24 protein-coding genes are annotated in these 22,352 nt (G+C 68.0%); 13 read left to right on the top strand and 11 right to left on the bottom strand.

All coding sequences use genetic code 11. The features are described 5' to 3' along the window. Nucleotides 1-11: 11 nt before the first annotated feature. From dauR to rhlB, 4 genes are all read right to left on the bottom strand, one after another. Complete coding sequence (gene dauR / locus VQ065_RS05720; RefSeq protein ID WP_003092943.1) at nt 12-644, bottom strand: transcriptional regulator DauR; 633 nt, start codon at nt 642-644, stop codon at nt 12-14. 62 nt (nt 645-706) lie between these two features. Next, nucleotides 707-1,834 carry an FAD-dependent catabolic D-arginine dehydrogenase DauA gene (gene dauA, locus VQ065_RS05725; protein ID WP_003092942.1) on the bottom strand — a complete coding sequence of 376 codons (1,128 nt, stop codon included), beginning with the start codon at nt 1,832-1,834 and terminating at the stop codon, nt 707-709. A 22-nt stretch (nt 1,835-1,856) separates the two neighbouring features. Further along, nucleotides 1,857-2,804, bottom strand: a complete 948-nt coding sequence (dauB, locus tag VQ065_RS05730) for an NAD(P)H-dependent anabolic L-arginine dehydrogenase DauB (RefSeq protein ID WP_003092939.1) — start codon at nt 2,802-2,804, stop codon at nt 1,857-1,859. 160 nt (nt 2,805-2,964) lie between these two features. Next, nucleotides 2,965-4,488 (bottom strand): ATP-dependent RNA helicase RhlB, encoded by a 1,524-nt coding sequence (gene rhlB / locus VQ065_RS05735; protein WP_011666560.1) that lies wholly within the window; start codon nt 4,486-4,488, stop codon nt 2,965-2,967. 283 nt (nt 4,489-4,771) lie between these two features. Here rhlB and VQ065_RS05740 point away from each other — a divergent pair, with 283 nt between their 5' ends. Further along, nucleotides 4,772-6,670 (top strand): acyl-CoA synthetase, encoded by a 1,899-nt coding sequence (locus tag VQ065_RS05740; protein WP_003092931.1) that lies wholly within the window; start codon nt 4,772-4,774, stop codon nt 6,668-6,670. A 15-nt stretch (nt 6,671-6,685) separates the two neighbouring features. Here the strand turns inward: VQ065_RS05740 and VQ065_RS05745 are convergent, their stop codons facing one another. Continuing rightward, nucleotides 6,686-7,333 carry an alpha/beta hydrolase gene (locus tag VQ065_RS05745; protein WP_003092929.1) on the bottom strand — a complete coding sequence of 216 codons (648 nt, stop codon included), beginning with the start codon at nt 7,331-7,333 and terminating at the stop codon, nt 6,686-6,688. Between the two features lie 296 nt (nt 7,334-7,629). On the opposite strand from VQ065_RS05745, the gene VQ065_RS05750 reads away from it, so the two are divergent. The 9 genes from VQ065_RS05750 to VQ065_RS05790 all read left to right on the top strand — a co-directional run bounded on the left by VQ065_RS05750 (nt 7,630) and on the right by VQ065_RS05790 (nt 14,643). Further along, a complete protein-coding gene (locus tag VQ065_RS05750; RefSeq protein WP_003092927.1) occupies nt 7,630-8,655 on the top strand; it encodes an amino acid ABC transporter substrate-binding protein in 1,026 nt (341 codons plus the stop codon). A gap of 113 nt (nt 8,656-8,768) precedes the next feature. Beyond that, nucleotides 8,769-9,485 (top strand): phosphatidylcholine synthase, encoded by a 717-nt coding sequence (gene pcsA, locus VQ065_RS05755; RefSeq protein ID WP_003129573.1) that lies wholly within the window; start codon nt 8,769-8,771, stop codon nt 9,483-9,485. A gap of 70 nt (nt 9,486-9,555) precedes the next feature. After that, nucleotides 9,556-10,038, top strand: coding sequence for a nuclear transport factor 2 family protein (locus VQ065_RS05760; RefSeq protein ID WP_003092923.1), 483 nt, complete (start codon nt 9,556-9,558; stop codon nt 10,036-10,038). 66 nt (nt 10,039-10,104) lie between these two features. Continuing rightward, a complete protein-coding gene (locus VQ065_RS05765) occupies nt 10,105-10,806 on the top strand; it encodes a glutathione S-transferase C-terminal domain-containing protein (protein ID WP_003092922.1) in 702 nt (233 codons plus the stop codon). After that, nucleotides 10,799-11,113: a GIY-YIG nuclease family protein gene (locus VQ065_RS05770; RefSeq protein WP_003119275.1), complete on the top strand. Its 315-nt coding sequence runs from the start codon at nt 10,799-10,801 to the stop codon at nt 11,111-11,113. Before VQ065_RS05765 ends, VQ065_RS05770 begins: the two co-directional genes overlap by 8 nt. Nucleotides 11,114-11,141: 28 nt before the next feature. Beyond that, nucleotides 11,142-11,831, top strand: coding sequence for a CatB-related O-acetyltransferase (locus VQ065_RS05775; RefSeq protein WP_003092917.1), 690 nt, complete (start codon nt 11,142-11,144; stop codon nt 11,829-11,831). Nucleotides 11,832-11,951: 120 nt separating this feature from the next. After that, the gene (locus tag VQ065_RS05780) at nt 11,952-12,887 is read left to right on the top strand and encodes a glutathione S-transferase family protein (protein WP_003092916.1); all 936 of its coding nucleotides are present in this window, start codon (nt 11,952-11,954) and stop codon (nt 12,885-12,887) included. A 3-nt stretch (nt 12,888-12,890) separates the two neighbouring features. Further along, a complete protein-coding gene (locus VQ065_RS05785) occupies nt 12,891-13,643 on the top strand; it encodes a VIT1/CCC1 transporter family protein (RefSeq protein WP_003092912.1) in 753 nt (250 codons plus the stop codon). 88 nt (nt 13,644-13,731) lie between these two features. Then, nucleotides 13,732-14,643: a hypothetical protein gene (locus tag VQ065_RS05790; RefSeq protein WP_003092910.1), complete on the top strand. Its 912-nt coding sequence runs from the start codon at nt 13,732-13,734 to the stop codon at nt 14,641-14,643. Nucleotides 14,644-14,685: 42 nt separating this feature from the next. Here VQ065_RS05790 and yejK read toward each other — a convergent pair whose 3' ends face one another. The 3 genes from yejK to VQ065_RS05805 form a co-directional block, all read right to left on the bottom strand. Then, the gene (gene yejK, locus VQ065_RS05795; RefSeq protein WP_003092908.1) at nt 14,686-15,690 is read right to left on the bottom strand and encodes a nucleoid-associated protein YejK; all 1,005 of its coding nucleotides are present in this window, start codon (nt 15,688-15,690) and stop codon (nt 14,686-14,688) included. 92 nt (nt 15,691-15,782) lie between these two features. After that, nucleotides 15,783-17,129, bottom strand: coding sequence for a TAXI family TRAP transporter solute-binding subunit (locus VQ065_RS05800; RefSeq protein ID WP_003092905.1), 1,347 nt, complete (start codon nt 17,127-17,129; stop codon nt 15,783-15,785). Between the two features lie 73 nt (nt 17,130-17,202). Beyond that, nucleotides 17,203-17,673: a hypothetical protein gene (locus VQ065_RS05805; protein ID WP_003092903.1), complete on the bottom strand. Its 471-nt coding sequence runs from the start codon at nt 17,671-17,673 to the stop codon at nt 17,203-17,205. A 103-nt stretch (nt 17,674-17,776) separates the two neighbouring features. On the opposite strand from VQ065_RS05805, the gene VQ065_RS05810 reads away from it, so the two are divergent. Beyond that, entirely contained in the window at nt 17,777-18,319 is a 543-nt protein-coding gene (locus tag VQ065_RS05810) for a hydrolase (RefSeq protein ID WP_003092901.1), read from the top strand. Here the strand turns inward: VQ065_RS05810 and VQ065_RS05815 are convergent. Beyond that, nucleotides 18,309-19,205 (bottom strand): LysR substrate-binding domain-containing protein, encoded by an 897-nt coding sequence (locus tag VQ065_RS05815; protein ID WP_003100573.1) that lies wholly within the window; start codon nt 19,203-19,205, stop codon nt 18,309-18,311. The two genes, VQ065_RS05810 and VQ065_RS05815, sit on opposite strands and share 11 nt — an antisense overlap. Nucleotides 19,206-19,328: 123 nt before the next feature. Between VQ065_RS05815 and VQ065_RS05820 the strand changes: the two genes are divergently transcribed. Next, a complete protein-coding gene (locus VQ065_RS05820; RefSeq protein ID WP_003092897.1) occupies nt 19,329-19,940 on the top strand; it encodes a glutathione S-transferase in 612 nt (203 codons plus the stop codon). 156 nt (nt 19,941-20,096) lie between these two features. On the opposite strand, the gene VQ065_RS05825 is transcribed toward VQ065_RS05820, so the two are convergent. Together VQ065_RS05825 and VQ065_RS05830 are read right to left on the bottom strand one after the other, a co-directional pair. After that, nucleotides 20,097-21,089 carry a zinc-dependent alcohol dehydrogenase family protein gene (locus tag VQ065_RS05825; protein ID WP_003092895.1) on the bottom strand — a complete coding sequence of 331 codons (993 nt, stop codon included), beginning with the start codon at nt 21,087-21,089 and terminating at the stop codon, nt 20,097-20,099. Between the two features lie 65 nt (nt 21,090-21,154). Beyond that, on the bottom strand, nt 21,155-21,457 hold the full coding sequence (locus VQ065_RS05830) for an ArsR/SmtB family transcription factor (RefSeq protein WP_003092893.1): 303 nt from the start codon (nt 21,455-21,457) through the stop codon (nt 21,155-21,157). A 201-nt stretch (nt 21,458-21,658) separates the two neighbouring features. Between VQ065_RS05830 and VQ065_RS05835 the strand changes: the two genes are divergently transcribed. Beyond that, nucleotides 21,659-22,144: a DUF2165 family protein gene (locus VQ065_RS05835; RefSeq protein ID WP_003092891.1), complete on the top strand. Its 486-nt coding sequence runs from the start codon at nt 21,659-21,661 to the stop codon at nt 22,142-22,144. The last annotated feature ends 208 nt before the right edge of the window (nt 22,145-22,352 follow it).

A 22,352-nucleotide genomic window follows, 5' to 3' on the forward strand; every position in this document is an offset into this window, starting at 1 on the left:
GGCGGCTGCCGTCAGTCGCCGCCTTCCTTCAGCTCCTTGAGGTGCTTGTAGACCGTCGCCCGGCCCATGTTCAGCACGTTGGCCACATAGTTGGCGGCGCTCTTGCCCTTGAACGCGCCCTCGGCGTGCAGGGCCAGGACCAGTTCGCGCTTGTGCTCGCGGGTCAGCAGGTTCAAGCCGAGCTGGCGCTGCCGCAGCCAGCCGTGCAGGAAGGTGTTGATGCGCTCCTGCCAGTCGTCGCGGAACAGCGCGTCCGGTTGCGGGATCAGCTTGCTCGGCGAGAGGAACAGGTCGAGCGCCGCCTTGGCGCTCTCGAACAGGCTGATATTCAGGTTGATGCACAGCACCGCCAGCGGCTGGCCGGCGGCGTCGCGCAGCACGGTGCTGACCGAGCGGATCTTCTGCCCGTCCCAGTTGAGCTTCTCGTAGGGACCGATGTTGCGCTCGTCGCTATCGCCTTCGAGCATGTCTTCCAGCGCCGAGTCGTCGCCGACCTCGCGCTTGGACAGGTTGTTGGCGATGTAGTCGACCCGCTGGCTGCGCAGGTCGTGCAGGACCACTTCGGCGTGGGGGAAGAACAGGGTGGCGATGCCGTCGGCGATCGCCCGGTAGTTCTCCAGGCTGGGGTCTTGGCTCGGGCTCATGCGCAGGAACTCTCGTGGGACGGCGGGCGAGGCGAGTGTGCCGCAAACCCGCCGCCGGGTCATCAGGGAGACAGGCGGCGCGGCGACAGCATCGCCTCGTCCAGGCCGTGCTCGCGCAGGTGCGCCGGCAGCGGCTGGTGGCGGATCAGCGCGGCACTGGCCTCGCCCATCGCCGCCGAGGTCTGGATACCGTAGCCGCCCTGGGCGGCGACCCAGAAGAAGCCTTCCGCATCGGCGGCGTAGCCGGCCACCAGGTCGCCGTCGGCGACGAACGAGCGCAGCCCTGCCCAGGTGTGTTCCGGACGGCGAATGGTGAGGGTGGTGGCTTCTTCGATCAGGTACATGCCGGTGGCGATATCCAGTTGCTCGGGCTGCACGTCGTGGGCCTCGACCGGATCGGCGTTGGCCGGCGAGCCGAGCAGCATGCCAGCGTCCGGCTTCAGGTAGAAGGATTCGTCGAGGCTGACCAGCATCGGCCAGTCGTGGCAGTCGATGCCCGGCGGCGGGGCGAAGATGAAGGCCGAGCGGCGCTTGGGTTGCAGGCCCAGCGGGCGGACGCCGGCCAGCCCGGCGATGGTGTCGCACCAGGCGCCCGCTGCGTTGACCAGCACCGCCGCGCGGTAGCTGCCGGCGGCGCAGCGGACTTCCCAGGCGCCGTCGACCCGGCGGATCTCCAGCGCTTCGTGGTTGCACAGGACCTGCCCCTGGTTGCGGCGGATGCCGCGCAGGTAGCCCTGGTGCAGGGCGTCGGTATCGATGTCGGCGCCGGTGGGGTCGTAGGTGGCGCCGAAGACCTTGTCGCGACGCAGCACCGGCACGATCGAGCAGGCCTGTTCCGCGTCCAGCAGGCGCATCTGCGGCACCAGCGCCTTGCCGCTTTCGTATTGACGGCGGAGTTCTTCCGGATCGTCGCTGAAGTCGACCACCATTTCCGGACGCGGGCTGAGCAGCGGATGCTCGCAGAAGCCGGCCGGCGGGTTGTCGAAGAAGGCCCGGCTGGCGGCGGTGAGCGCGCGCACCTGGGGTGTGCCGTAGGCCACCGTGTAGTGCGCGGCGGAGCGGCCGGTGGAGTGGTAGCCGGGCTGCGCCTCGCGCTCCAGCACCACGACCCGGCCGTGGGCCGACAGCCAGTAGCCGGTGGATGCGCCGGCGATGCCGGCACCGATGACGAGGTAATCCGCTTCGATCATGCTGCTCTCCTGCATCGCGCGATCAGCCTGCCTGGCGCAGGCGGTAGAGGGCGTTGGCCAGGGCTACGTCTTCCAGGCCCAGGCCGATCGAGCGGAAGAACGCCGGGCGCCGGTATTCCGGACGTGGCGCCTGGCCGCTGAGCAGCTCGGCGAGGTCGCCGCGGATCGCCTCGGGGCTCCAGCCATGCTGTTCGGCGGCGATCAGCATCTCGCCGGCGGAGCCTGGGGTGGTGTGCCGGTAGTCGCAATAGACGTCCATGGCCGCCAGGCTTTCCGCCGGTACCTCATGGGCGCGGGGCGCGTTGGTGCTGATCGAGGTGACCAGCGCCGGGCGCTCGAGTTGGCGCGGGTCGATCACCGCTCGGGCCGAGGAAGTGCAGAGCAGGATCACATCGGCTTCGTCCAGCGCTTCCTCCAGGCTGCCGGCGGCTTCGGCGCGCGCGTCGATGGCGCGCAGGCTTTGCAGGCGGCGCTCGTCCAGGCACGGCGAATGGACTCGCACGCCCTGCCAGTCACGCAGGCCCTTCACGTATTGCAGGTGGGCATGGGCCACCGGTCCGCTGCCGATCAGCGCCAGGCGGCCGGCCTCGGCCGGAGCCAGGGCATCCACCGCCACCGCGGTGGTGGCGGCGGTGCGCGCGGTGGTCAGCCGGGCGGCATCGCAGAGCAGCAAGGGCTGGCCGGTCTGCATCGACATCAGCAGGGTCCAGGCGGTGACCAACGGGCCCTGTTCGCGAACGATGTAGGGTGAAGTCTTGACTCCGTAGACCTGTTCCTGGGCGAGCACGCCGAGGTAGTTGATGAAGTCGCCGCGACCGGCGGGGAACTCCACCAGTTGCTGGGCCGGCTGGAGCGCCTGGCCGGCGGCCAGGTCGAGGAACAGCTGGCGCATGGCCTGGAGGACGTCGATACGGGCGAGCAGTTGCTCGGCTTCGGCCTGCTGGACGATCAGGGGAGTGGCGGCGCTCATGCGATCTCCGGAATGGATGTAAACAATTTGTCCATTCTGGACTTTAAGGTATTGACGGGCAAGCGCCGACCCGCCTCGATGACCGACGGCGGCACCTGCGTGTCGCAGAAACGAAAAAGGCGAAGCCGGATGGCTTCGCCTTTTTTCTCCACGCCTGCGTTCAGTGCTTGCGCGGTACCGGCTTGAGCAGTTCGGCCGGCGGCATCTCGCAGGTGATCTTGCGGCCCAGCAGTTCTTCGATCGGCGGCAGGGCGAAGGCATCGTCCTCGCCAGCGAAGCTGATCGAGGTACCCGAGGCGCCGGCGCGGCCGGTACGACCGATACGGTGCACGTAGTCGTCCGGGTCTTCCGGCAGGGTGAAGTTGATCACATGGCTGATGCCGTCGATGTGGATGCCGCGGCCGGCCACGTCGGTTGCCACCAGGACGCGGATCTTGCCTTCGCGGAAGCCTTCCAGGGTGCGGATGCGCTTGTGCTGCGGCACGTCGCCGGACATCTGGGCGGCGCTGATGCCGTCCTTGGTCAGGCGTTCCTCGATGCGGCGGACTTCGTCCTTGCGGTTGGCGAAGACCATCACCCGTTCCCAGTTGTTCTGCGCCACCAGGTTGTACAGCAGCTTGTACTTGTCGCTGCCGGCCACGGCGTAGACATGCTGCTCGACGGTATCGCTGGCGACGTTCTCCGGCTCGATCTCGACGATCGCCGGATCGACGGTCCACTGCTTGGCGAGGTTCATCACGTCGTCGGTGAAGGTCGCCGAGAACAGCAGGGTCTGGCGTTCGCCCTTGTGCGGGGTCTGCCGGATGATCTGCCGGACCTGCGGGATAAAGCCCATGTCGAGCATGCGGTCGGCTTCGTCGAGGACCATCACCTCGACCATGTCCAGGTGCACCTCGCCGCGCTGGTTGAAGTCCAGGAGACGGCCTGGGGTGGCTACCAGGATGTCGCAGAAGCGCGCTTCCAGCTGCTTGAGTTGCTTGTCGAAGTCCATGCCGCCGACGAAGGTCATCACGTTCAGCCCGGTGTACTTGGTCAGCGCCGCGGCGTCCTTGGCGATCTGTACCACCAGTTCGCGGGTCGGGGCGATGATCAGCGCGCGCGGCTCGCCCATGTAGCGCTCTTTCGGCGGCGGGGTCTGCAGCAACTGGGTGATGATCGAGATGAGGAACGCGGCGGTCTTGCCGGTACCGGTCTGGGCGCGGCCGATGGCGTCCTGGCCGCGCAGGGTGAAGCCCAGTACCTGCGCCTGGATCGGCGTGCAGTAGGGGAAGCCGAGGTCATGGATGGCGTGCATCAGGCTCGGGGCGAGGTTGAAGTCGTGGAAGCGGGTCTTGCCTTCCTGCGGTTCGACCACGAAGTCTTCCAGCTTCCAGTTGTCCACCGGCTTCGGCTTGCGTTCGCGGCGCGGCTTGTCGCTGCGCGGCTTGGCGTCCCGGCCTTCTTTGGCGGCGGGTTTGGCGGGCTTTTCGCCTTTCTCGGCCTTTTCAACGGCGCGCGGGGCGCCGGACTCGTTGTCGGCGCGCGGGGCGCGCGGTTTGCGTGGGCGTTTCTCGGTCGGCTTTTCGCCGGTGGGGGCGGTACCTTTCGCGGTAGCGCCGGCAGGGCCTTGCGGGACCGGGGAGGAACCGCTCTGCGGCTGGGTTCCGTCGGCCTTGCCGAAGATTTTCTTGAGTGCTTTGAGCACGGCGATCTCGTAGTGGTTAAGGAATGAACGGGCGCCAGTGTAAAGCATGTTGCCAGCGGGGAGAAATCCATGCTTGGCCGGCGCCTTCCAGGCCTGGCCGGACGGGGCCTGGAGGCGGCTGCGCGAAGCTCCCGGGGCAGCTTCCGGGAGGGTGCGTGCGTGCGACCGGCGGCGCGCTACAAAAAGACAACGGTAGGGCGACGACGGGGGTGGCATCTTCGGGACGGTGCCGGAGCGATCCGGCGAGTGTCCGCCCACTCACCAACGGAAGAACAAGAAAACCATGAATCCGTCCCCATCGATCGCCGGGCTGAGCGATATCGAAGCCCTGGAACGCGTGCCGCTGGAACAGCGCGACCTGCCGTCCAGCACCTACGAACTGTTGCAACGCTCGGCCCAGCGCCACGGCCAGCGTATCGCCCTGAGCTGCCTGCTGCATGGCAGCGCCGCCGAAGAACCGTTGCGGATCAGCTATGCTGAGCTGTTCGCCCGCGTCACCCAGACCGCCAACGCCTTGCACCGGCTGGGCCTGGAAAGCCACCAGGCGGTGTCCTTCCTGCTGCCCAACCTGCCGCAGACCCACTACGTGATCTGGGGCGGCGAGGCTGCCGGGATCGTCAATGCGATCAACCCGCTGCTGGAGCCGGAGCACATCGCCGAGCTGATCCGCGCCTCCAACACCCGGGTGCTGGTGACCCTGGCGCCGTTCCCCGGCACCGACCTGTGGCAGAAGGTCGCCGGCCTGCGCGCGCAGCTGCCGGAGCTGTACGCGATCGTCGTGGTCGATCCGGCCAACCTGTTGCCGGCGCCGCAGCGCGAGGCGCTCAAGGCCCAGCGCGGGCCGCTGCCGGAGGGCGTGCTGGACTTCGATACGCTGATCGCCGACTGCCCGGCAGACCGCCTGGAGAGCGGACGGGCGATCCATCCGGACGACGTCGCTTCCTATTTCCACACCGGCGGCACCACCGGCACGCCGAAGCTGGCGCCGCACAGCCACTTCAACGAGGTGGCGATGGCCGAGATCATGGGCCTGAACGCCGACTACGGGGTGGACGACGTGCTGCTCTGCGGCCTGCCGCTGTTCCACGTCAACGGCGTGATGGTTACCGGCCTGGCGCCCTTCCATCGCGGCGCCCAGGTGCTCCTGGCCGGGCCCCAGGGCTACCGCAATCCGACCCTGATCCAGGACTTCTGGAAGCTGGTGGAGCGCTACCGGGTCACCAGCTTCAGTGGTGTGCCGACCATCTACGCGGCGTTGCTGCAGGTCCCCAGCGATGGCCGCGACCTGTCCAGCCTGCGTTTCGCCCTGTGCGGCGCGGCGCCGATGCCGGTGGAGCTGATCCGCCAGTTCGAGGCGCGTACCGGGCTCAAGGTGATCGAAGGCTACGGCCTCACCGAAGGCACCTGCGGCACCAGTTGCAACCCGCGTGGCGGCGAGCGCCGGCCGGGTTCGATCGGCCTGCGCCTGCCGTACTGCCAGGTGAAGGTCGCGGTGCTCGACGGCGAGGGCAATTACCTGCGCGATGCCGCGCCGAACGAGGTGGGCAACCTCTGCCTGAAGGGCCCGACGGTGTTCAAGGGCTACCTGCAACAGGACCGGAACCGCGATATCTGGGTCGGCGATGGCTGGTTCAATACCGGCGACCTCGGTCGTATCGACGAGGACGGCTACATCTGGCTCACCGGGCGCAGCAAGGACCTGATCATTCGCGGTGGCCACAACATCGACCCACAGATGATCGAAGAAGCGCTGCACCGGCATCCGGCCGTGGCCCTGGCGGCGGCGGTGGGCAAGCCGGACGCCAAGGCCGGCGAGCTGCCGGTGGTGTATATCCAGCTCAAGCCCGGCGCCAGCGCCAGCGAGGAAGAGCTGCTGGAACACGCCAGCCGCCACGTACCGGAGCGCGCGGCGGTGCCCAAGGATGTCTGGCTGATCGAGAGCATGCCGGTCACCGCGGTGGGCAAGACCTTCAAGCCGGCGCTGCGCCTGGACACGATCCGCCGGGTGCTGGAGGAGGAAAGCCGGAGGATCGCCGAGGATATCCGCGTGGAGGTGGTCGCCGACGAGCACCACGGCCAGCTCGCCCACCTGCACGTTCCCGCGCTCGACGAAAGACGCCGGGCGGCGCTGGAAGAGCTGCTCGGCGGCTACGCGCTGAACTACCGGCTGCACGCCGTCTGAGAGAAGCTGCGCGCGTCAGAGGCGCTTGCGCAGCCAGGCGCCGATGTCGTGGATTTCCTCCAGGGACACCTCGTGGCCCATCGGGTAGTCGTGCCAGCCCACCTCCACACCCTGCGCCTGCAAGGCGTCATGGGCCGCGCGGCCGAGCGCCGGGTCGACCACGTCGTCCTGGCTGCCATGCAGGTGCAGGACCGGAGTCCGCTTGTGGCGCTCGTCCAGCGCCAGGTCGTCGAAGGTCGGCGCGTAGGTGGATAGCGCCAGCACCCCGCCGAGCGGCTGGGCGTAGCGGCGGAAGGCGGTATGCAGGACCACCGCGCCGCCCTGGGAGAAACCGGCGAGGATGATCCGCTCGGCGGCGATGCCCTTGGCGCGCTGTTCATCGATGAGGGCGATGACCTGGTCGGCGGAGGCGTTCAACTGGTCTTCGTCGATGGCCCGCGCCGGACTGAAGGCAAGGATGTCGTACCAGCTCGGCATGACCCAGCCGCCATTGACCGTCACCGCCTGGCTCGGCGCCTGGGGGAGGATGAAGCGGGTGCTCGGCAGGACCACCTGCAGGGCTTCGGCCACCGGCTTGAAGTCGGTACGGTCGGCGCCCAGGCCGTGCAGCCAGATGATGCAGGCGTCGGCATTCGGGGCATCGAGGATCAGGGGTTCGCTCATAACGGCTCCAGGCAGGGGGCATATGCGTTCGGAATGGGAGGACCATTCGACAACAGGCGCTTTCCCGCTCGCAAGTCGGCCAGATTGTCGCAGATCATGCATTCGCCAATTTCCCGCGGATGCGCTTTGCTAAGGGAAGTGCGCCGGGCACGCCGTTCGTCGCCCGCCGCCGTCGCACCGCCGGCTGCCCCTGCCGGTGCCGCGGCGCTTGCGGTTACAGTGCGGCGACCGGCCCGGGAAGCGACCGGCGCGGGGCCGGCGGTTCACCCAGGGGCGGCGAAGGGAGTGGCGAACAGATGACAATAATGAAAGGTACCTGGCTGCTGCTGGCCGCCGTCTGCCTCGGCGCCAGCGCCACGGCCGAGGCCGGTGCGACGCTGGATGCGGTGAAGCGCAAGGGCTACGTGCAGTGCGGCGTCAGCGACGGCCTGCCGGGGTTCTCCTACGCCGACGCCAAGGGCCGTTTCAAGGGGCTCGACGTCGACATCTGCCGGGCGCTGGCCGCCGCGCTGTTCGGCGACGCCGAGAAGGTGCGCTTCACCCCGCTGTCCGCCACCGAGCGGTTTTCGGCGTTGCAGTCCGGCACGGTCGACCTGCTGTCGCGCAACACCTCATGGACCAGCTCGCGGGATACCGCGCTGGGCATCCACTTCACCGGCGTCACCTATTTCGACGGCCAGGGCTTCCTGGTCAATCGCAAGCTCGGCGTGTCCAGCGCCCGCGAACTGAAGGACGCGACGGTGTGCATCCAGTCCGGCACCACCAACGAGCTGAACGTGGCGGACTACTTCCGGGCGCACGGCATCCGCTACAAGGCGGTGCTCGACGACAGCTACGAGAAGAGCGCCCGTGCCCTGGAGGCGGGGCAGTGCGACGTGCTCAGCTCCGACCAGTCGCAGCTCTACGCCCAGCGCCTGAAGCTGGCCAAGCCGGACCAGTACGTGGTGCTGCCGGAAGTGATCTCCAAGGAGCCGCTCGGCCCGGCCGTGCGGCAGGGCGACGAAGCCTGGTTCAACATCGTCCGCTGGACCCTGTACGGCCTGCTCAACGCGGAGGAGCTGGGGGTCACCTCGAGCAACGTCGAGCGCCAGGCCAGGGACAGCCGCAACCCGGACGTCGCCCGCCTGCTCGGCAGCGAGGGCGACGCCGGCAAGGACTTGCAACTGCCGCGCGACTGGGTGGTGCAGATGGTGCGCCAGGTCGGCAACTATGGCGAGATCTTCGCCCGCAACGTCGGCGACGGCAGCCCGCTGAAGATGCCGCGCGGCCTCAACGCGCAATGGAATCTCGGCGGCCTGCACTATGCGCCGCCGATCCGCTGACCGGCGGGGGGCTGGCTGAACTCTCGCCAGCACCGACAATCCGATAACAGACAGACGCACCGGTGCCGGTGCACTATAGAGCGACGCGTCATGCCGAACACCGAACAAGAGAATTGCCCGTGAACCTATCGATGACTCCCATCAACAAAGCCAAGGCCTGGGGCGTCCACGCCGTCACCGCCAGCGGCGTGATCCTGGCCTTGCTGGCCCTGCTCGCGCTGGTCGACAACAAACCCCAGGCCTGCCTGCTCTGGCTTGGCCTGGCCCTACTGGTGGACGGCCTCGACGGCACCCTGGCGCGCAAGTACGAAGTCAAGGAAATGCTGCCGCATTTCGACGGCTCGGTGCTCGACCTGGTGATCGACTACCTGACCTACGTGTTCATCCCGGCCATCTTCATCTACCGCTACATCCCCCTGCCGGAGCATTTCGAACTGCTGGCGGTGGGCGTGATTCTGGTTTCGTCGCTGTTCTGCTTCTGCAACGTCAACATGAAGAGCACCGACAACTACTTCGTTGGCTTCCCGGCCGCCTGGAACGTGGTGGCGGTGTACTTCTACGTGCTCGACCTGCACCCCTGGGTCAACCTCGTCACGGTGCTGGTGCTGGCCGCCCTGACCCTGACCCGGATGAAGTTCCTCCACCCGTTCCGCGTGCGCCAGTTCATGCCGTTGAACATCGCGGTGACCTTCGTCTGGCTGATCAGCAGCGGTCTGCTGATCGTCCAGCAGCCGGCCGATCTGCCGATCCTGCTCGGCCTGTGGTTCGCCGCCTCGGCCTATTTCGTCGGTATCTGCCTCTGGCGCAGCGCCCGCGAGTGGTTCGGCTGAAACGACCCGGCGCGACGGCGTTCCCGCCTGGGGACGCCTGGCAAGTCCCTATCATCGCAAGGAACCCCGCATGGCCCACCCCAACGCCGAACTGATCGAGCGCTTCTACCAGGCCTTCCAGCGCCTCGACGGCGAGGCCATGGCGGCCTGCTACGCCCCCCAGGCGACCTTCCACGACCCGGCCTTCGGCGAACTGCGCGGGCGCGAGGTGGGCGACATGTGGCGCCTGCTGACCAGCCGGGCGCGGGACTTCCGCCTGGACTACGCGAACGTCCGCGCCGACCAGAACGAGGGGCGTGCGCAATGGGTGGCCCACTACCTGTTCACCCAGACCGGGCGCAGGGTGGAGAATCGCATCGAGGCCCGTTTCCGCTTCGCCGACGGTTTGATCGTCGAGCATCGCGACCAGTTCGATCTGTGGCGCTGGAGCCGCCAGGCGCTTGGCGCCAAGGGCCTGCTGCTGGGCTGGGCGCCGCCGGTGCAGCGGGCGATCCGCGGGCAGGCGCGCAAGGGCCTGGCCGCCTACCAGGCTGCCCATCCGGCGGCCGGCTGAGGCTGTCGGTGGCCGAAGCGCGGATAATCTCCTAAGCTCGCCGCGGACAACCCGCAGGACGCCGCGATGATCACGCTCTTCCAGTTTCCCGCCGCATTCAACGTACCCAATGCCAGTCCCTACTGCCTGAAACTGGAAACCTGGTTGCGCCTGGCCGGCCTGGAGTATCAGGTGAAGGTCGTCAGCGACCCGCGCAAGGCGCCCAAGGGCAAGCTGCCCTACGTGCGTATCGAGGGCGAGGCGATCGGTGACAGCGAGATCGTCATCCGTACCCTCGGCGAGCGCTATGGGGTCACACTCGACGCCGGCCTGGATGCACGGGGCAAGGGCTGGGCACGGGCGATCACGCGCCTGTGCGACGAACACCTGTACTACCTGATGCTGTATTTCCGCTGGTTCGACGAGGACAGCTGGCGCGTGCTCAAGCCGGTGTTCTTCGGCTCGCTGCCATTCGGCGTGCGCGACGCGGTGGCCTGGGCCATGCGCCGCAAGGTCCGCGCTACCCTCAGGGCGCAGGGACTCGGGGTCCACGGCAGGGACGAACTGCTGGCCTTCGCCCGCGACGACCTCGATGCCCTCGACGGCCTGCTTGGCCAGGTCCCGTACTACGGCGGCGAACATCCGTGCAGCGCCGATGCTGCCGCTTACGGTATCCTCGCCAACCTCATCGAGGCGACCCTGGATACCCCGCTCAGCCATGTGGCGCGAGGCTATCCGCGCCTGGTGGCGTATTGCGAGCGGATGCGGGAGCGGGTCTGGAGTGAGTGAGGCGACGGCCGCCACGGCGGCGATCGGGAAGTGTTGGTCGGTCTACCTGGTGAGGGCGGAAAACGGCGCGTTGTACTGCGGCATCAGCGACGATCCGCTGCGCCGCTTCGACACTCATTGCAGCGGCAAGGGCGCGCGGTTCTTCCATTCCAGCCCCGCCCGCGCGCTGGTCTACGTCGAGGCCTGCGCCAGCAAGGGCGACGCCCTGCGCCGCGAGCGGGCGATCAAGGCCCTGAGCAAGCGCGCCAAGGAGCGCCTGTTGGTCGGCGTACCGGTGTTGCGCGAGGTCGGCGAGCCGGCAATCTAGGACGTTCATCTGCGGTCATGGGGTATTCGTGGGTTACCTGAAGAATCATTGGTGGAAACGCTGGATCCGCCGCCGCGGCTGCAAGCTGGCCGGCGGCCCGGCCAGTGTCGGCAAGCGCACCACGCTGGTGCTCGAGGAGCAGGTCGAACTCGGCCACCTGCGCATCGTCCCGCCGAGGCTGGAGATCGGCGCCTACAGCTATGTGCGCAGCGGCACCGACCTGTCCCTGGTGGCGTCCATCGGGCGTTTCTGCTCGATCGGCTCGGACTGCTTCATCGGCCAGGAAAAACATACCCATCCCAGCGACTGGGTGAGCAGCCACCCCTTCCAGCACACCGGCACCGCGCTGCGCTACGAGCCGGCGCTGAGCTACGCGGAAATCGGCCACGACGTCTGGATCGGACACAGCGCGATGGTGATGGAAGGGGTCAAGGTCGGGACTGGGGCGATCATCGCCACGCGCGCTGTGGTCACTCGCGACGTGCCGCCCTATGCCATCGTCGCCGGGACTCCGGCGCAGGTGATCCGCTACCGGCATCCGCCGGAGATCATCGAGGGCCTGCTCGCCTCACGCTGGTGGGAGCTGGATAGCGCCTTCCTCACCGGCCTGCCGCTGGACCGACCCCGGGAGTTCCTCGCCGCCCTGGAGGCGCGCGAGGCGCCGCGTGCGGCGTACCGGCGGATGACCATCACCCGCCAGGGGTGCCGGCTGGATTGAGCGCGCCCATCGCCAGGCCCATCGGGCCAGGCGATGGGGTGCCCTTCATGTCCCGGATTGTCATAGGCGCGTTTTCCCAGCCGCGCTAAGCTGGTGCCTCACATCCGCCCGGAGGCGCCCATGTCAGAGCTGATCCTGCATCACTATCCCACTTCGCCCTTCGCCGAGAAGGCGCGCCTGCTGCTCGGTTTCAAGCAACTGTCCTGGCGCTCGGTGATGATTCCGCCGGTGATGCCCAAGCCGGACCTGGTGGCGCTGACCGGCGGCTATCGGAAGACCCCGGTGTTGCAGGTCGGCGCCGATGTGTATTGCGATACCGCGTTGATCGCCCGTCGCCTGGAGCAGGAAAAGGCGGTCCCGGCGCTGTTCCCCGAAGGCCAGGAGATGGTCGCCGCGAGCTTCGCCCAGTGGGCCGACGCGGTGCTGTTCCAGCACGCGGTAAGCCTGGCGTTCGCCCCGGAGTCCATCGCCGTGCGCTTCGGCAAGCTGCCGCCGGAATTCCTCAAGGCCTTCATGGCCGATCGCAGCCAGCTATTCAGCGGCGGCAGCGCCGGCCGCCTGCCGTTGGAACAGGCGCGCCACCAGTGGCCGGCATTCATGGCGCGACTGGAGCGCCAGTTGTCGCGCGAGGACGGCGACTTCCTGTTCGGCGAAGCGTCCGTCGCCGACTTCGCCGTGGCGCACTGCCTGTGGTTCCTCAAGGGCACGCCGGTCACCGCGCCGCTGGTCGACGACTACCCGCAGGTGCAGGCCTGGCTGGGCCGGGTGCTCGGCTTCGGCCACGGCGCGCCAGCCGAGATGAGTGCGGAGGAAGCCCTGGAGGTGGCTCGCGGCAGCCAGCCCGCGGCATTGCCGGACGAATCCTTCAGCGACCCCAACGGTTTCCTGCCCGGCCAGGCGGTCGCCATCGCCGCCACCGACTACGGTGTCGACGCGGTACAGGGCGAACTGCTCTTCGCCGGCAGCGAGGAACTCATCCTGCGCCGCGAAGACCCGCGGGCGGGTACCGTGCATGTGCATTTCCCGCGCCTGGGCTTTCGCATCGAGGCGCGTTGAGGCATGCCGGCGGAGACCCCGTCGCCGCGCCCGGACGCCGATCCGCCGCAGTGCGCGTTGCCCGAGGCGAGGCCGGACCGCGACGCTGGCACCAAGCTGCGCGCCGCGGTGCTCGGCGCCAACGATGGCCTGGTGTCGAACCTGTGCCTGGTGATGGGCGTGGCGGGTGCGAGCATGGCGCATTCGTCCATCGTCCTCACCGGGATGGCCGGACTGGTGTCCGGGGCCTGCTCGATGGCCCTCGGCGAGTGGCTGTCGGTGACCAACGCCCGCGAGATGGCGAGCAAGCGCATCGCCGAGGAAGAACGCCTGCTCAGGCTCTGCCCGGACACCGAGACCCAGGAACTGATCGATATCTTCACCGCCAAGGGGCTGAGCGAGGTGTCCGCCCGGCGCGTGGCCCTGCAACTGATGAACGACGGTCGTGGCGCGCTGGACACCTTGTCCCGCGAGGCCCTCGGCATCGATCCGACGGAGTTGGGCGGCAACCCGTGGAACGCGGCGGGCACGTCGTTCCTGCTGTTTTCCCTTGGCGCCCTGGTGCCGGTGGCGCCGTTCCTGTTCCTCGACGGCGCCGCGGCGCTGGTCGCAAGCCTGCTGTCCAGTCTGCTTGCGCTGCTGTTCAGCGGCGCGGTCACCGCCCGTTTCACCGGGCGGCCGCTGGCGTTCTCGGCGTTGCGCCAGGTGCTGGTCGGTACCCTTGCCGCGGCCTTCACCTATGGGTTGGGTACCGCGCTCGGCGTGGGCCTGGGCTGAAAGTCCTTCGCCTGCGGGGGACTCCGTTTTACACTGCGACACCCGGCCGGCGTGGCCGGGAACAGGAAAAACCGACCAGGGAGTGGCCATGAACGCCTACGACATCGAAATCGTCAACGACGCCGCGCACGCCGGCGAAGCCAACCACGGCTGGTGCTTCGGCCTGCCGCCGGGCATCCGTCCGGAGCAGTGGCCGCTGGATCCGGACACCGGCTATCCGCTGATGCACGGCTTCACCCTGCTGCTGCCGGAGGACTACCGGGTGCATGGCCCGGAGATCGTCGCGCTGAGCTTCTTCTCCCTCGCCCCGGACCAGAACGACGGTGGACCGACCAGCGTCGACGGCATTCGCGAGATGCTCATCGATCCGCCCGCGCAACCGCCGGCCGACGCGGAACTGCGGCCGTTCTGGGAGGCCGGGCGCAATAGCCATCCGCGTCTGCACCGGATGGAGGACATCCTCGGCGGTGCCTATGCGTTGATCCTGCTCGACGCCGCTGAATTCAGCGGCGCGCCCTGCCAGCCGCCGGCGCTGCCGGCGGGCAACCCGCTGCTGGCGCAGACCGAGCCGCCGCAGTGGCTGGAGGCTGGTTCGGCGGCCAGCTTCGTGCCGGACTGGGCGGAGGACGACTACTACCTGCTGCGCGCCCTCGGTGGTCGCCCGGCGGCCGGCCACCAGCAGCGCTACCCGCTGCGCTGGACGGCGCGGGCGCAAGACCCCAACGCCGGGGTGGTGCCCAGCGAATACGGCGACGGCGGCTACCAGCTGCCGCACTACTGGCTGGACGGCAAGATCGAGCGCGACAACTACCGCGAGCATCCCTGGGTGGAAGGGCACCTGCCGAACCATATCGGCGGCACCATGCGTCCGGTGCAGGGCGTGCCGGAAATGAGTCCCTTCTACGTAGAGTTCGAGGAATACCTGGGCGGCTACAACTTCGGCGGCGGCAACGCCCAGCTCGATTTCCGCGACATGCGCTTCGACTGGGCCTGCGGCTGAGGAGGGAAAGGGAGCGCCGGCGGCGCTCCGGGGCGGCGCGGGTCAGTCCTTGCGCCGCTTGAGCTGGTCCTTCAACTGGGTCGGCAACTGGCGGATGATCAGCATGTCGCGCTCTTCGTCGTATTCCACCTTGGAGCCCAGCAGGTGCGCCTCGAAGCTGATCGACAGGCCTTCGGCGCGGCCGGTGAAGCGGCGGAACTGGTTGAGGGTGCGCTTGTCCGCCGGGATTTCCGGCGACAGGCCGTAGTCCTTGTTACGGATGTAGTCGTAGAACGCCCGCGGTTGCTGGTCGTCCATCAGTTCCGAAAGCGCGTCGAGGGTCATCGGCTCGCCGATGCGCGCCTGCGAGGTGGCGTAGTCGACCAGCGTCTCGGTCTTCTCGCGGGCCTGTTCCTCGGCCATGTCCTCGCTTTCCACGAAATCGCTGAAGGCTTTCAGCAGGGTGCGCGTCTCGCTCGGCGAATCCACCCCTTCCTGGCAGCCGATGAAGTCGCGGAAATAGTCGGAGACCTTCTTCCCGCCCTTGCCCTTGATGAACGAGATGTACTGCTTCGACTGCTTGTTGTTGCGCCATTCGGAAATGTTGATCCGCGCGGCCAGGTGCAACTGGCCGAGGTCCAGGTGGCGCGACGGGGTGACCTCCAGCGACTCGTTCACCGCCACGCCTTCGCTGTGGTGCAGCAGGGCGATCGCCAGGTAGTCGGTCATGCCTTGCTGGTAGTGGGCGAACAGGACGTGGCCGCCGGTGGAGAGATTGGACTCCTCCATCAGCTTTTGCAGGTGCTCGACCGCTTCGCGGCTGAAGCCGACGAAGTCGCGGTCGCCCTCCAGGTACTCGCCGAGCCAGCCGCTGAACGGGTAGGCCCCGGACTCGCCCTGGAAGAAGCCCCAGGCCTTGTTCTTGGCGTTGTAGCTTTCGTTGAGGTCGGCCAGCAGGTTCTCGATGGCCTGGGAGTCGCCCAGCTCGGCGTCGCGCGCGTGGAGCACGGCCGGGGTGCCGTCGGGCTTCTTCTCGATCAGGTGGACGATGGCGTGATGGATCGGCATGTCAGGTTCGACCTTTCAGGTAATCGGCGGCGCCGCGCAGGTTTCCGCGATGCTGCGGGACACGCCGCTGGCGCGCCCGCGGATCGGCCAGTTTACCCGAGGTTGCCGGCTTCTGCCTGCGTCGCCTGGCGTTCCTGCAGACCGTGCAGGCGCTTGATCACGAAGTTCAGGTGCAGGTGCAGCTCGTACAGCTCGTGGTAGTAGGAGAGCGGCACCTCCACGGTGTTCAGCTCGCTCTCCAGTTTCTCCAGCCGTTCGATCTCGCTTCTCAGTTGCTCGGCGTCGGTGCCGCTGTCGAGCTTGCGGTCGATGTCGCGGATGTAGCGGTACCAGCGGTAGATGCGCGCGCGGATGCGCCAGCGATACAGCGGGCCGATGGACTTCATCAGCGGGATGAGGATGGCGATGAACGGGATCAGCAGGATGATGTAGCGGTCCGCCAGGGAGGCGATGCGGAACGGCAGGTAGCGCTGCAGCAGCGGCAGGCCGCTCTTGTAGTAGCGCTCGGCGTCCTCGTGCAGGCGCAGGGTGCGCGGCTCGGCGCTGGGGAAGGCGCCGGGCTTGTCGAGCAGGCTGCCGTCCTTCATCACCTCGCGCGCGGCTTCCAGCACCAGCGGGATCAGCGCCGGGTGGAAGCGCTCGTTGATCACCAGGGTGGCCACCGGCGACAGGGTGCTGATGTTTCGTTCCGGCACGTTGCGCGGCAGGTTGAGCAGGCCTTCGCCGACCTCGACCCGCTTGAGGAACGGCAGGCGCGCCTCGTAGGCGGCGCTGCGGCGGAAGTTGACCAGGCGAAGCTGGTCGTTGTCGGCCAATTTCTGGATCGCCGGGTTCTCCGCCGGGCCGACGATGAACGCCGCGTCCAGCTTGCCGGCCAGCAGGTCGTCGACCACCGCGTTGCCGCCGCGGGCTTCCCAGGTGATCGGATAGTGTCCCGGGGCGATGTCGTTGGCCTGCAGGATCGCCTCGGTGGCGGCGCGGGTGCCGCTGCCGATGGCCAGGCGCAGGTGCAGCAGGTCGCTGAGCTGGTCGATGTGCACGTTGCTGCGGTGGAACAGCCAGAGCGGCTCCTGGTAGACCGCGCCGAGGGTCTGCAACTGGCGCGCCTGCCCGGCTTCGAGCTGGCGCTCCTGGCCGCTCTGGACCAGGGCGATGTCGACCTCGCCGGTGCCGAGCAGGCGCTCCAGGTTGTCGCGCGAGCCGGCGCTGGGCACCAGCTTCAGTTCGAAGCCCTGTTCCTTGAGCTTTTCCCGGAGCTTGCCGGCGAACACAGCGTAGCCGCCGCCCTCGGCGCCGGTGGCCATGGTCGCGCTCATCGGCGGCGGCGGGGCGACGAAATAGAACACCGCGGCGACCAGGGCGGCGATCACCGGGATCAGCCAGAGGTTGGCGCGGATCAGGATGGCGAGGTCCTTGAGCAGGTGCTTGATGCGATTCATGAGCGGTCCTTGTGCTGCTCTCCAGAAGGGTATGACGGATGCGGGCGGGCGCACTCCTCAGCGTAGCCGAGGGTCACCGGCGGTCCGTGCGGAACTGCCGGCAGAGCACCCGGTGGCGATGCCGGAAGATGCGGGTGAGGAACCAGCGTACCAGCCCGGCGGCGAATAGCGGGCGTACGGTCAACTGGTCGACCAGCAGGCATTCCCCGGCCTCGCCCGGTGCCGGCAGGATGCGTCGCTCGTGGCGCCAGAGGCGCATGCCGGTCATCGGCGACTGTTCGATGAAGCCGCGGCCGGGCGTCAGCTCCAGCAGGGTCAGTTGCGAAGTGCCCAGCGGCAGCAAGCCGAACAGGCGCATGTGGCTGCGGAACAGCGGGCGCCGGGGCACCACCTCCAGGTCTTCGAGGCTGCGGATACCGGGCGGTACGCTCATGCTCAGCAACGGGCGTATCTCGCGGAGTATCCCGTCCACCGAGGTGATCCACCGCCAGAGCTGTTCGGGGCTGGCCTGCAGGCGCGATTCGAAATGCAGGCTGATATTCATCGCAGGCTCCTGCTAGGGTTGTGGGAGGACGCGCTGTCCATGGCGCCCGTGCCGTGCAAGCCTAAGCCAGACGAACCGAGACGTCGAACCGAAGGAGGACGCCATGCTGATCCGCGCCGCAACCTCGACCCTGCTGGTGGTCGATATCCAGGAACGCCTGCTGCCGGCCATCGACGACGGCCCGGCGCTGGTCGAGTACAGCCAGTGGTTGTTGCGCGTGGCCCGCGCACTGGACGTGCCGGTGCTGGCCAGCGAGCAGTACAGCAAGGGCCTGGGGCCGACGGTGGCGGCCCTGCGCGATGAGCTGGACGCCACGCAGATCCTCGAGAAGCTGGACTTCTCGGCCGCCGCCGACGGCGCCCTGCTGCGCGCGCCCGGCGGCGACCGCCGGCAGTTCGTGGTTTGCGGCAGCGAGGCGCACGTCTGCGTGCTGCAGACCGTGCTCGACCTGCTTGGCCGTGGTCGCGAAGTGTTCGTCGTGGAGGAGGCGATCGGCTCGCGGCGGTCGAGCGACAAGGCACTGGCCGTGGAGCGGATGCGCCAGGCCGGGGCGATGATCGTGTCGCGGGAGATGGTCGCCTTCGAATGGATGGAACGCGCCGGCAGCGACCGCTTCCGCGAGATCAGCCGCAACTTCATTCGCTGAGCGGTGGTTGCTCGGCCTGGTAGCGCCGGGCCTCCTCGCGCAGCCAGTCGGCGAAGGCCTGGTGGCGGTCGCTCGGCGGCTCGCGCTGCGGCCAGACCAGCCAGTAGGGATAGGGGTAGGGCACGCGGATGTCGCCCAGTTGCACCAGGCGGCCCTCGGCGAGGGCGCCGGCGACCAGGCTGCGACGCTCCAGGGCGATGCCCTGGCCCAGGCGCACGGCTTCCAGCAGCAGGTTCGAGTCGTTGATCAGCAGTCCGTGCTGCGGTTCCGCCACGCCGGCACGCTGGCACCAGAGCGCCCAGGATTCGGTGGAGCGCAGGGTAGGGCAGGCGACGATCTCGCTCGGTGTGCGCGGCAGGCGGCCGCCGTTGAAGTCGGGCGCGGCGACCATCAGCAACTCGTCGTCGAACAGGCGTTCCCGACCGACCCCTTCCCAGTCGCCCTTGCCGATGCGTACGCCGAGGTCGGCCAGGCCCTGGCGCAGGTTCTGCACGTCGAGACTGGCCACCAGCCGCACGCGACAGTGCGGATGGCGCTCGCGAAAGCGCGGCAGGCGAGGCAGCAGCCAGTTCAGGCCGAAGGACGGCATCACCGTGACCACCAGCTCGCCCTCCCGCGGACGCGCCCGCACCACCCGCGTGGCGTCGGCGATCTCGCCCAGCGAGGCGCGTACCTGCAGGGCGTAGAACCGGCCGTTCTCGCTCAGGCGCAGGCCGCGCCCCTCGCGGACGAACAGGGCCAGGCCGAGGAGGTTTTCCAGCAGCTTGATCTGCTGGCTGATCGCCGAGTGGGTGACGTGCAGCTCGCTGGCGGCCTGGCTGATGCTGCCGAGCCGGGCGACCGCTTCGAAGCTGCGCAGCGCGGTGAGGGGAGGGAGGTCGCTCATGTAAGTTTTTCTAAAGAGTTCGCTGAATTTATCTCGATATTTTTCGCATTGTGCAACGACTAGAGTGATTTCCCCAGGCGCCACCCTCTTAGCGGCGCTTAATCATCGACAAAGGATGCCGCGATGCAACTGATCGGTATGCTGGATTCGCCTTTTGTGCGCCGGGTCGCCATCGCCCTGCGCCTGCTGGACCTGCCCTACGAGCACCGGCCGCTGTCGGTGTTTCGCAATTTCGAGGCGTTCAGCCTGTTCAACCCGATGGTCAAGGCGCCCACGCTGGTGCTGGACGATGGCACCGTGCTGATGGACTCCAGCCTGATCCTCGATTACCTGGAGTGCCTGGCCGGCCGCGAACGCAGTCTGCTGCCGCAACGGCCGCAGGCCCGTGCACGGGCGCTGAGTCTGATCGGCGCGGCGTTGGTGGCCTGCGAGAAATCCGTGCAGATCTACTACGAACTGAACCTGCGTCCCGAGGAACGCCGCCATGGCCCCTGGCTGGAGCGGGTGGAGGGGCAGTTGCTGGCGGCCTACGACTGGCTGGAGGCAGCGCTGCGCCAGGAGCCGCTGGCACGCGACGGCGGCATCGACCTGGTCGGGGTGACCGTCGCGGTGGCCTGGCGCTTCAGCCAACTGGTGGTCGCGGAGCGGGTCGCCGCCAGCGAATACCCGGAACTGGCAAGCTATTCGGATTATGCGGAGGGGTTGCCGGTGTTCCTCGAGACGCCGCCGGTCTGAGCCCGCGAGGGGCCAGGCTGGCGCCCCTCGAACGGCTCGTTTCCGCCTGCGCCAGGCCCCGGTTCGTCGGCTGGCCGCCCCGACCTGGGCGCTGCGGGTCGGTACCGGGCACATGCCGGGGCGGGCCGCGATCGGGGCCCGTTCCGCGCCGTGGCGTCAGCGGGCGAACGCCTGTGCGGGATCGACCGACGGCTCGACCGCGATCGCGATTTTTCCCCGGATGCCATTGTCGCGACTCTCCAGGCGGGCGTGGGCGAGGGGGATGTCGGCAAGCGAATAGACGGCGCCGACATGCGGGCGCAACCGGCCGCGCTCGACCAGGGCGCTCAACTCGTCGAGCTTGCCGCGGTTCTGCCGGGTGAAGACGAAGTGATAGCTCGCGTTCCGGCCCCAGGCCTGGAGGAGGTTCTGCGGCTGGGCGAGGTCGACGATGCTGACCACGCGGCCGAGCTGCGCGAGTACCTCGGGGCTGCGCGACAGGGTGTCGCCGCCGATGCTGTCGAACACCACGTCGACGCCGTGGCCTCCGGTTTCCCGCAGGATGGCCTCGACGTAGTCCTGCTTCTGGTAGTCGATGAGCACATCGGCGCCCATCTGGCGGGCGAACTCGAAGTTGACCTCGCGCACTGTGGTGAAGACCCGGGCTCCCATGGCCTTTGCCAACTGGATCGCGACATGCCCGACGCCGCCGGCGCCGCCGTGCACCAGGATGCTTTCGCCGACCCTCAGCGCCGCGCGTGCGACCAGCGCTTCCCAGGCCGTGCCGCCGACCAGGCTGAGGCTCGCCGCCTCCAGGTGGCTCAGCGCGGCGGGCTTCCTGCCGATGATGCTTTCCGCTGCCAGGTGGTACTCGGCATAGCTGCCCTGGCCTTCGAAGATCTGCGGGGTGTACCAGACCTCGTCTCCCGGTGCGACGGCGGTCACTCCCGGCCCTACCGCTTCGACGACGCCGGACACGTCATGCCCGGTGATGGCCGGAAGCGCTACCAGGTCGGGGTAGTCGCCGCGACGGACCTGGTAGTCCAGCGGATTGATCGAGGTCGCATGGACCCGCACCAATACCTGTCCCGCCTGCGGCACCGGTTTGGGCACTTCGCGCAGCTCGAAGGATTCCGGACCGCCAAACGCCTTGAGTATCAACGCTTTCATTGCATATCCTCGTTTCGGTAAAAAGGGATATCGGGAATTTTCGATATATTGTGGTGTAGAAAGAACTACAGTTCCGCGCCGATTAGCTCGACGAGGGCACGGATATTCGCTTCGTTGCGCTTGTAGTAGGTCCATTGGCCGATCCGCCTGACTTCGACCAGGCCCGCCCGTTGCAGGATCGCCAGGTAATCGGACACGGTCGACTGCGACAGGCCGACGCCCTCCTGGATACTGCTGACGCAGACGCCCACGGTGTCGACGTCGCCCTCGTCCTGCGGAGGAAAGTTCTTCGCCGGGTCCTTCAGGCCTTTCAGGATTTCCAGGCGTGTCCGGTTCGACAGGGCTTTGAATGTTTCGAGCAGGTCCATGGCGGCGAGGATATCGGGAATTTCCGATTTGTCAATCCGGGACGACGGAGACCTGCCGTCGCTGTTGACCTCAAGTTAGGTTCAGGTCCTAGAGTGCCATCCGGCGTTCCCGCCGTTCCTCCCGATCAGCGCAGGCCCTGCGCTCGTTGGCGCCGGAAGGGCGTCGAGCGACGACCGCCCGTACTCTGCAAAGGACCCGGAATGGACACCCAGACTTCATTGATGATCTTCCAGCTCACCTGCTGCCTCGGCTTCGCCCTGTGGCTGAGCCTCGCCCTGATCAACAACCTGCAGGCCTTCGCCAGCTCGGTGGGGGCGATCGGCGTGACCATGTCGATGGCTCCCCTGGCCCAGCCGCCCGCGATCGACATGCCCTTGCTGGCGCGGGCGGTACGCTCGCCGCTCATGCACCGCCTGGCCTTGTCGATCATCGTCGCGCTGCAGGTCGCTGCCGTCGTCACGGCCTGGACCGGCTGTTACGAACTGCTGTTCGGCGCCGGCCTGGAGGCGGCCCGGCCCTGGCTCAACCTGGCCCTGAGCGCGGCCCTCGGCTTCCTCTTCGGCATGCTGCTGGGCGGGCTCTGGTTCGGCTACTGGATCCGCCAGGAGGGATTGCAACTGACCCACCTGCTGCTGGTGGTCTGGGTGCTGGCGAACTTCTTCGTGCTCAACGTCCGCTGGAGCTGACGGGGACTGCCGGTACGAGGGAGCAGGGTGCGAGGACGGCGACGGTGGAGCGAGCCGGACGCCCGTCGATGGCGCGAAGTCGCATCTCGCTCCTGCCACCCGGTCCCTCGGCTCCCCTCTGTTCGCACGCGCTGCATGGGCTGACGCAGCTGGAACTGCCCCCGGGCAGTGGCAGCCGGCTGCCTCGAGGACAGGTGCTCCGGCTGGC

Origin of the sequence: Pseudomonas sp. KBN10P06128 (assembly GCF_037574945.1) — a bacterium.
Classification (GTDB): domain Bacteria; phylum Pseudomonadota; class Gammaproteobacteria; order Pseudomonadales; family Pseudomonadaceae; genus Pseudomonas; species Pseudomonas aeruginosa.

Coding starts and splice junctions, on each gene's coding strand:
- VQ065_RS05820 (WP_003092897.1), top strand. CDS start 19,329: ATGCAACTGATCGGTATGCTGGATTCGCCTTTTGTGCGCCGGGTCGCC.
- VQ065_RS05830 (WP_003092893.1), bottom strand. CDS start 21,457: ATGGACCTGCTCGAAACATTCAAAGCCCTGTCGAACCGGACACGCCTG.
- VQ065_RS05815 (WP_003100573.1), bottom strand. CDS start 19,205: ATGAGCGACCTCCCTCCCCTCACCGCGCTGCGCAGCTTCGAAGCGGTC.
- dauB (WP_003092939.1), bottom strand. CDS start 2,804: ATGAGCGCCGCCACTCCCCTGATCGTCCAGCAGGCCGAAGCCGAGCAA.
- VQ065_RS05745 (WP_003092929.1), bottom strand. CDS start 7,333: ATGAGCGAACCCCTGATCCTCGATGCCCCGAATGCCGACGCCTGCATC.
- VQ065_RS05760 (WP_003092923.1), top strand. CDS start 9,556: ATGGCCCACCCCAACGCCGAACTGATCGAGCGCTTCTACCAGGCCTTC.
- VQ065_RS05825 (WP_003092895.1), bottom strand. CDS start 21,089: ATGAAAGCGTTGATACTCAAGGCGTTTGGCGGTCCGGAATCCTTCGAG.
- dauR (WP_003092943.1), bottom strand. CDS start 644: ATGAGCCCGAGCCAAGACCCCAGCCTGGAGAACTACCGGGCGATCGCC.
- yejK (WP_003092908.1), bottom strand. CDS start 15,690: ATGCCGATCCATCACGCCATCGTCCACCTGATCGAGAAGAAGCCCGAC.
- VQ065_RS05785 (WP_003092912.1), top strand. CDS start 12,891: ATGCCGGCGGAGACCCCGTCGCCGCGCCCGGACGCCGATCCGCCGCAG.
- VQ065_RS05750 (WP_003092927.1), top strand. CDS start 7,630: ATGACAATAATGAAAGGTACCTGGCTGCTGCTGGCCGCCGTCTGCCTC.
- VQ065_RS05800 (WP_003092905.1), bottom strand. CDS start 17,129: ATGAATCGCATCAAGCACCTGCTCAAGGACCTCGCCATCCTGATCCGC.
- VQ065_RS05780 (WP_003092916.1), top strand. CDS start 11,952: ATGTCAGAGCTGATCCTGCATCACTATCCCACTTCGCCCTTCGCCGAG.
- VQ065_RS05835 (WP_003092891.1), top strand. CDS start 21,659: ATGGACACCCAGACTTCATTGATGATCTTCCAGCTCACCTGCTGCCTC.
- VQ065_RS05790 (WP_003092910.1), top strand. CDS start 13,732: ATGAACGCCTACGACATCGAAATCGTCAACGACGCCGCGCACGCCGGC.
- VQ065_RS05810 (WP_003092901.1), top strand. CDS start 17,777: ATGCTGATCCGCGCCGCAACCTCGACCCTGCTGGTGGTCGATATCCAG.
- dauA (WP_003092942.1), bottom strand. CDS start 1,834: ATGATCGAAGCGGATTACCTCGTCATCGGTGCCGGCATCGCCGGCGCA.
- VQ065_RS05740 (WP_003092931.1), top strand. CDS start 4,772: ATGAATCCGTCCCCATCGATCGCCGGGCTGAGCGATATCGAAGCCCTG.
- VQ065_RS05805 (WP_003092903.1), bottom strand. CDS start 17,673: ATGAATATCAGCCTGCATTTCGAATCGCGCCTGCAGGCCAGCCCCGAA.
- VQ065_RS05765 (WP_003092922.1), top strand. CDS start 10,105: ATGATCACGCTCTTCCAGTTTCCCGCCGCATTCAACGTACCCAATGCC.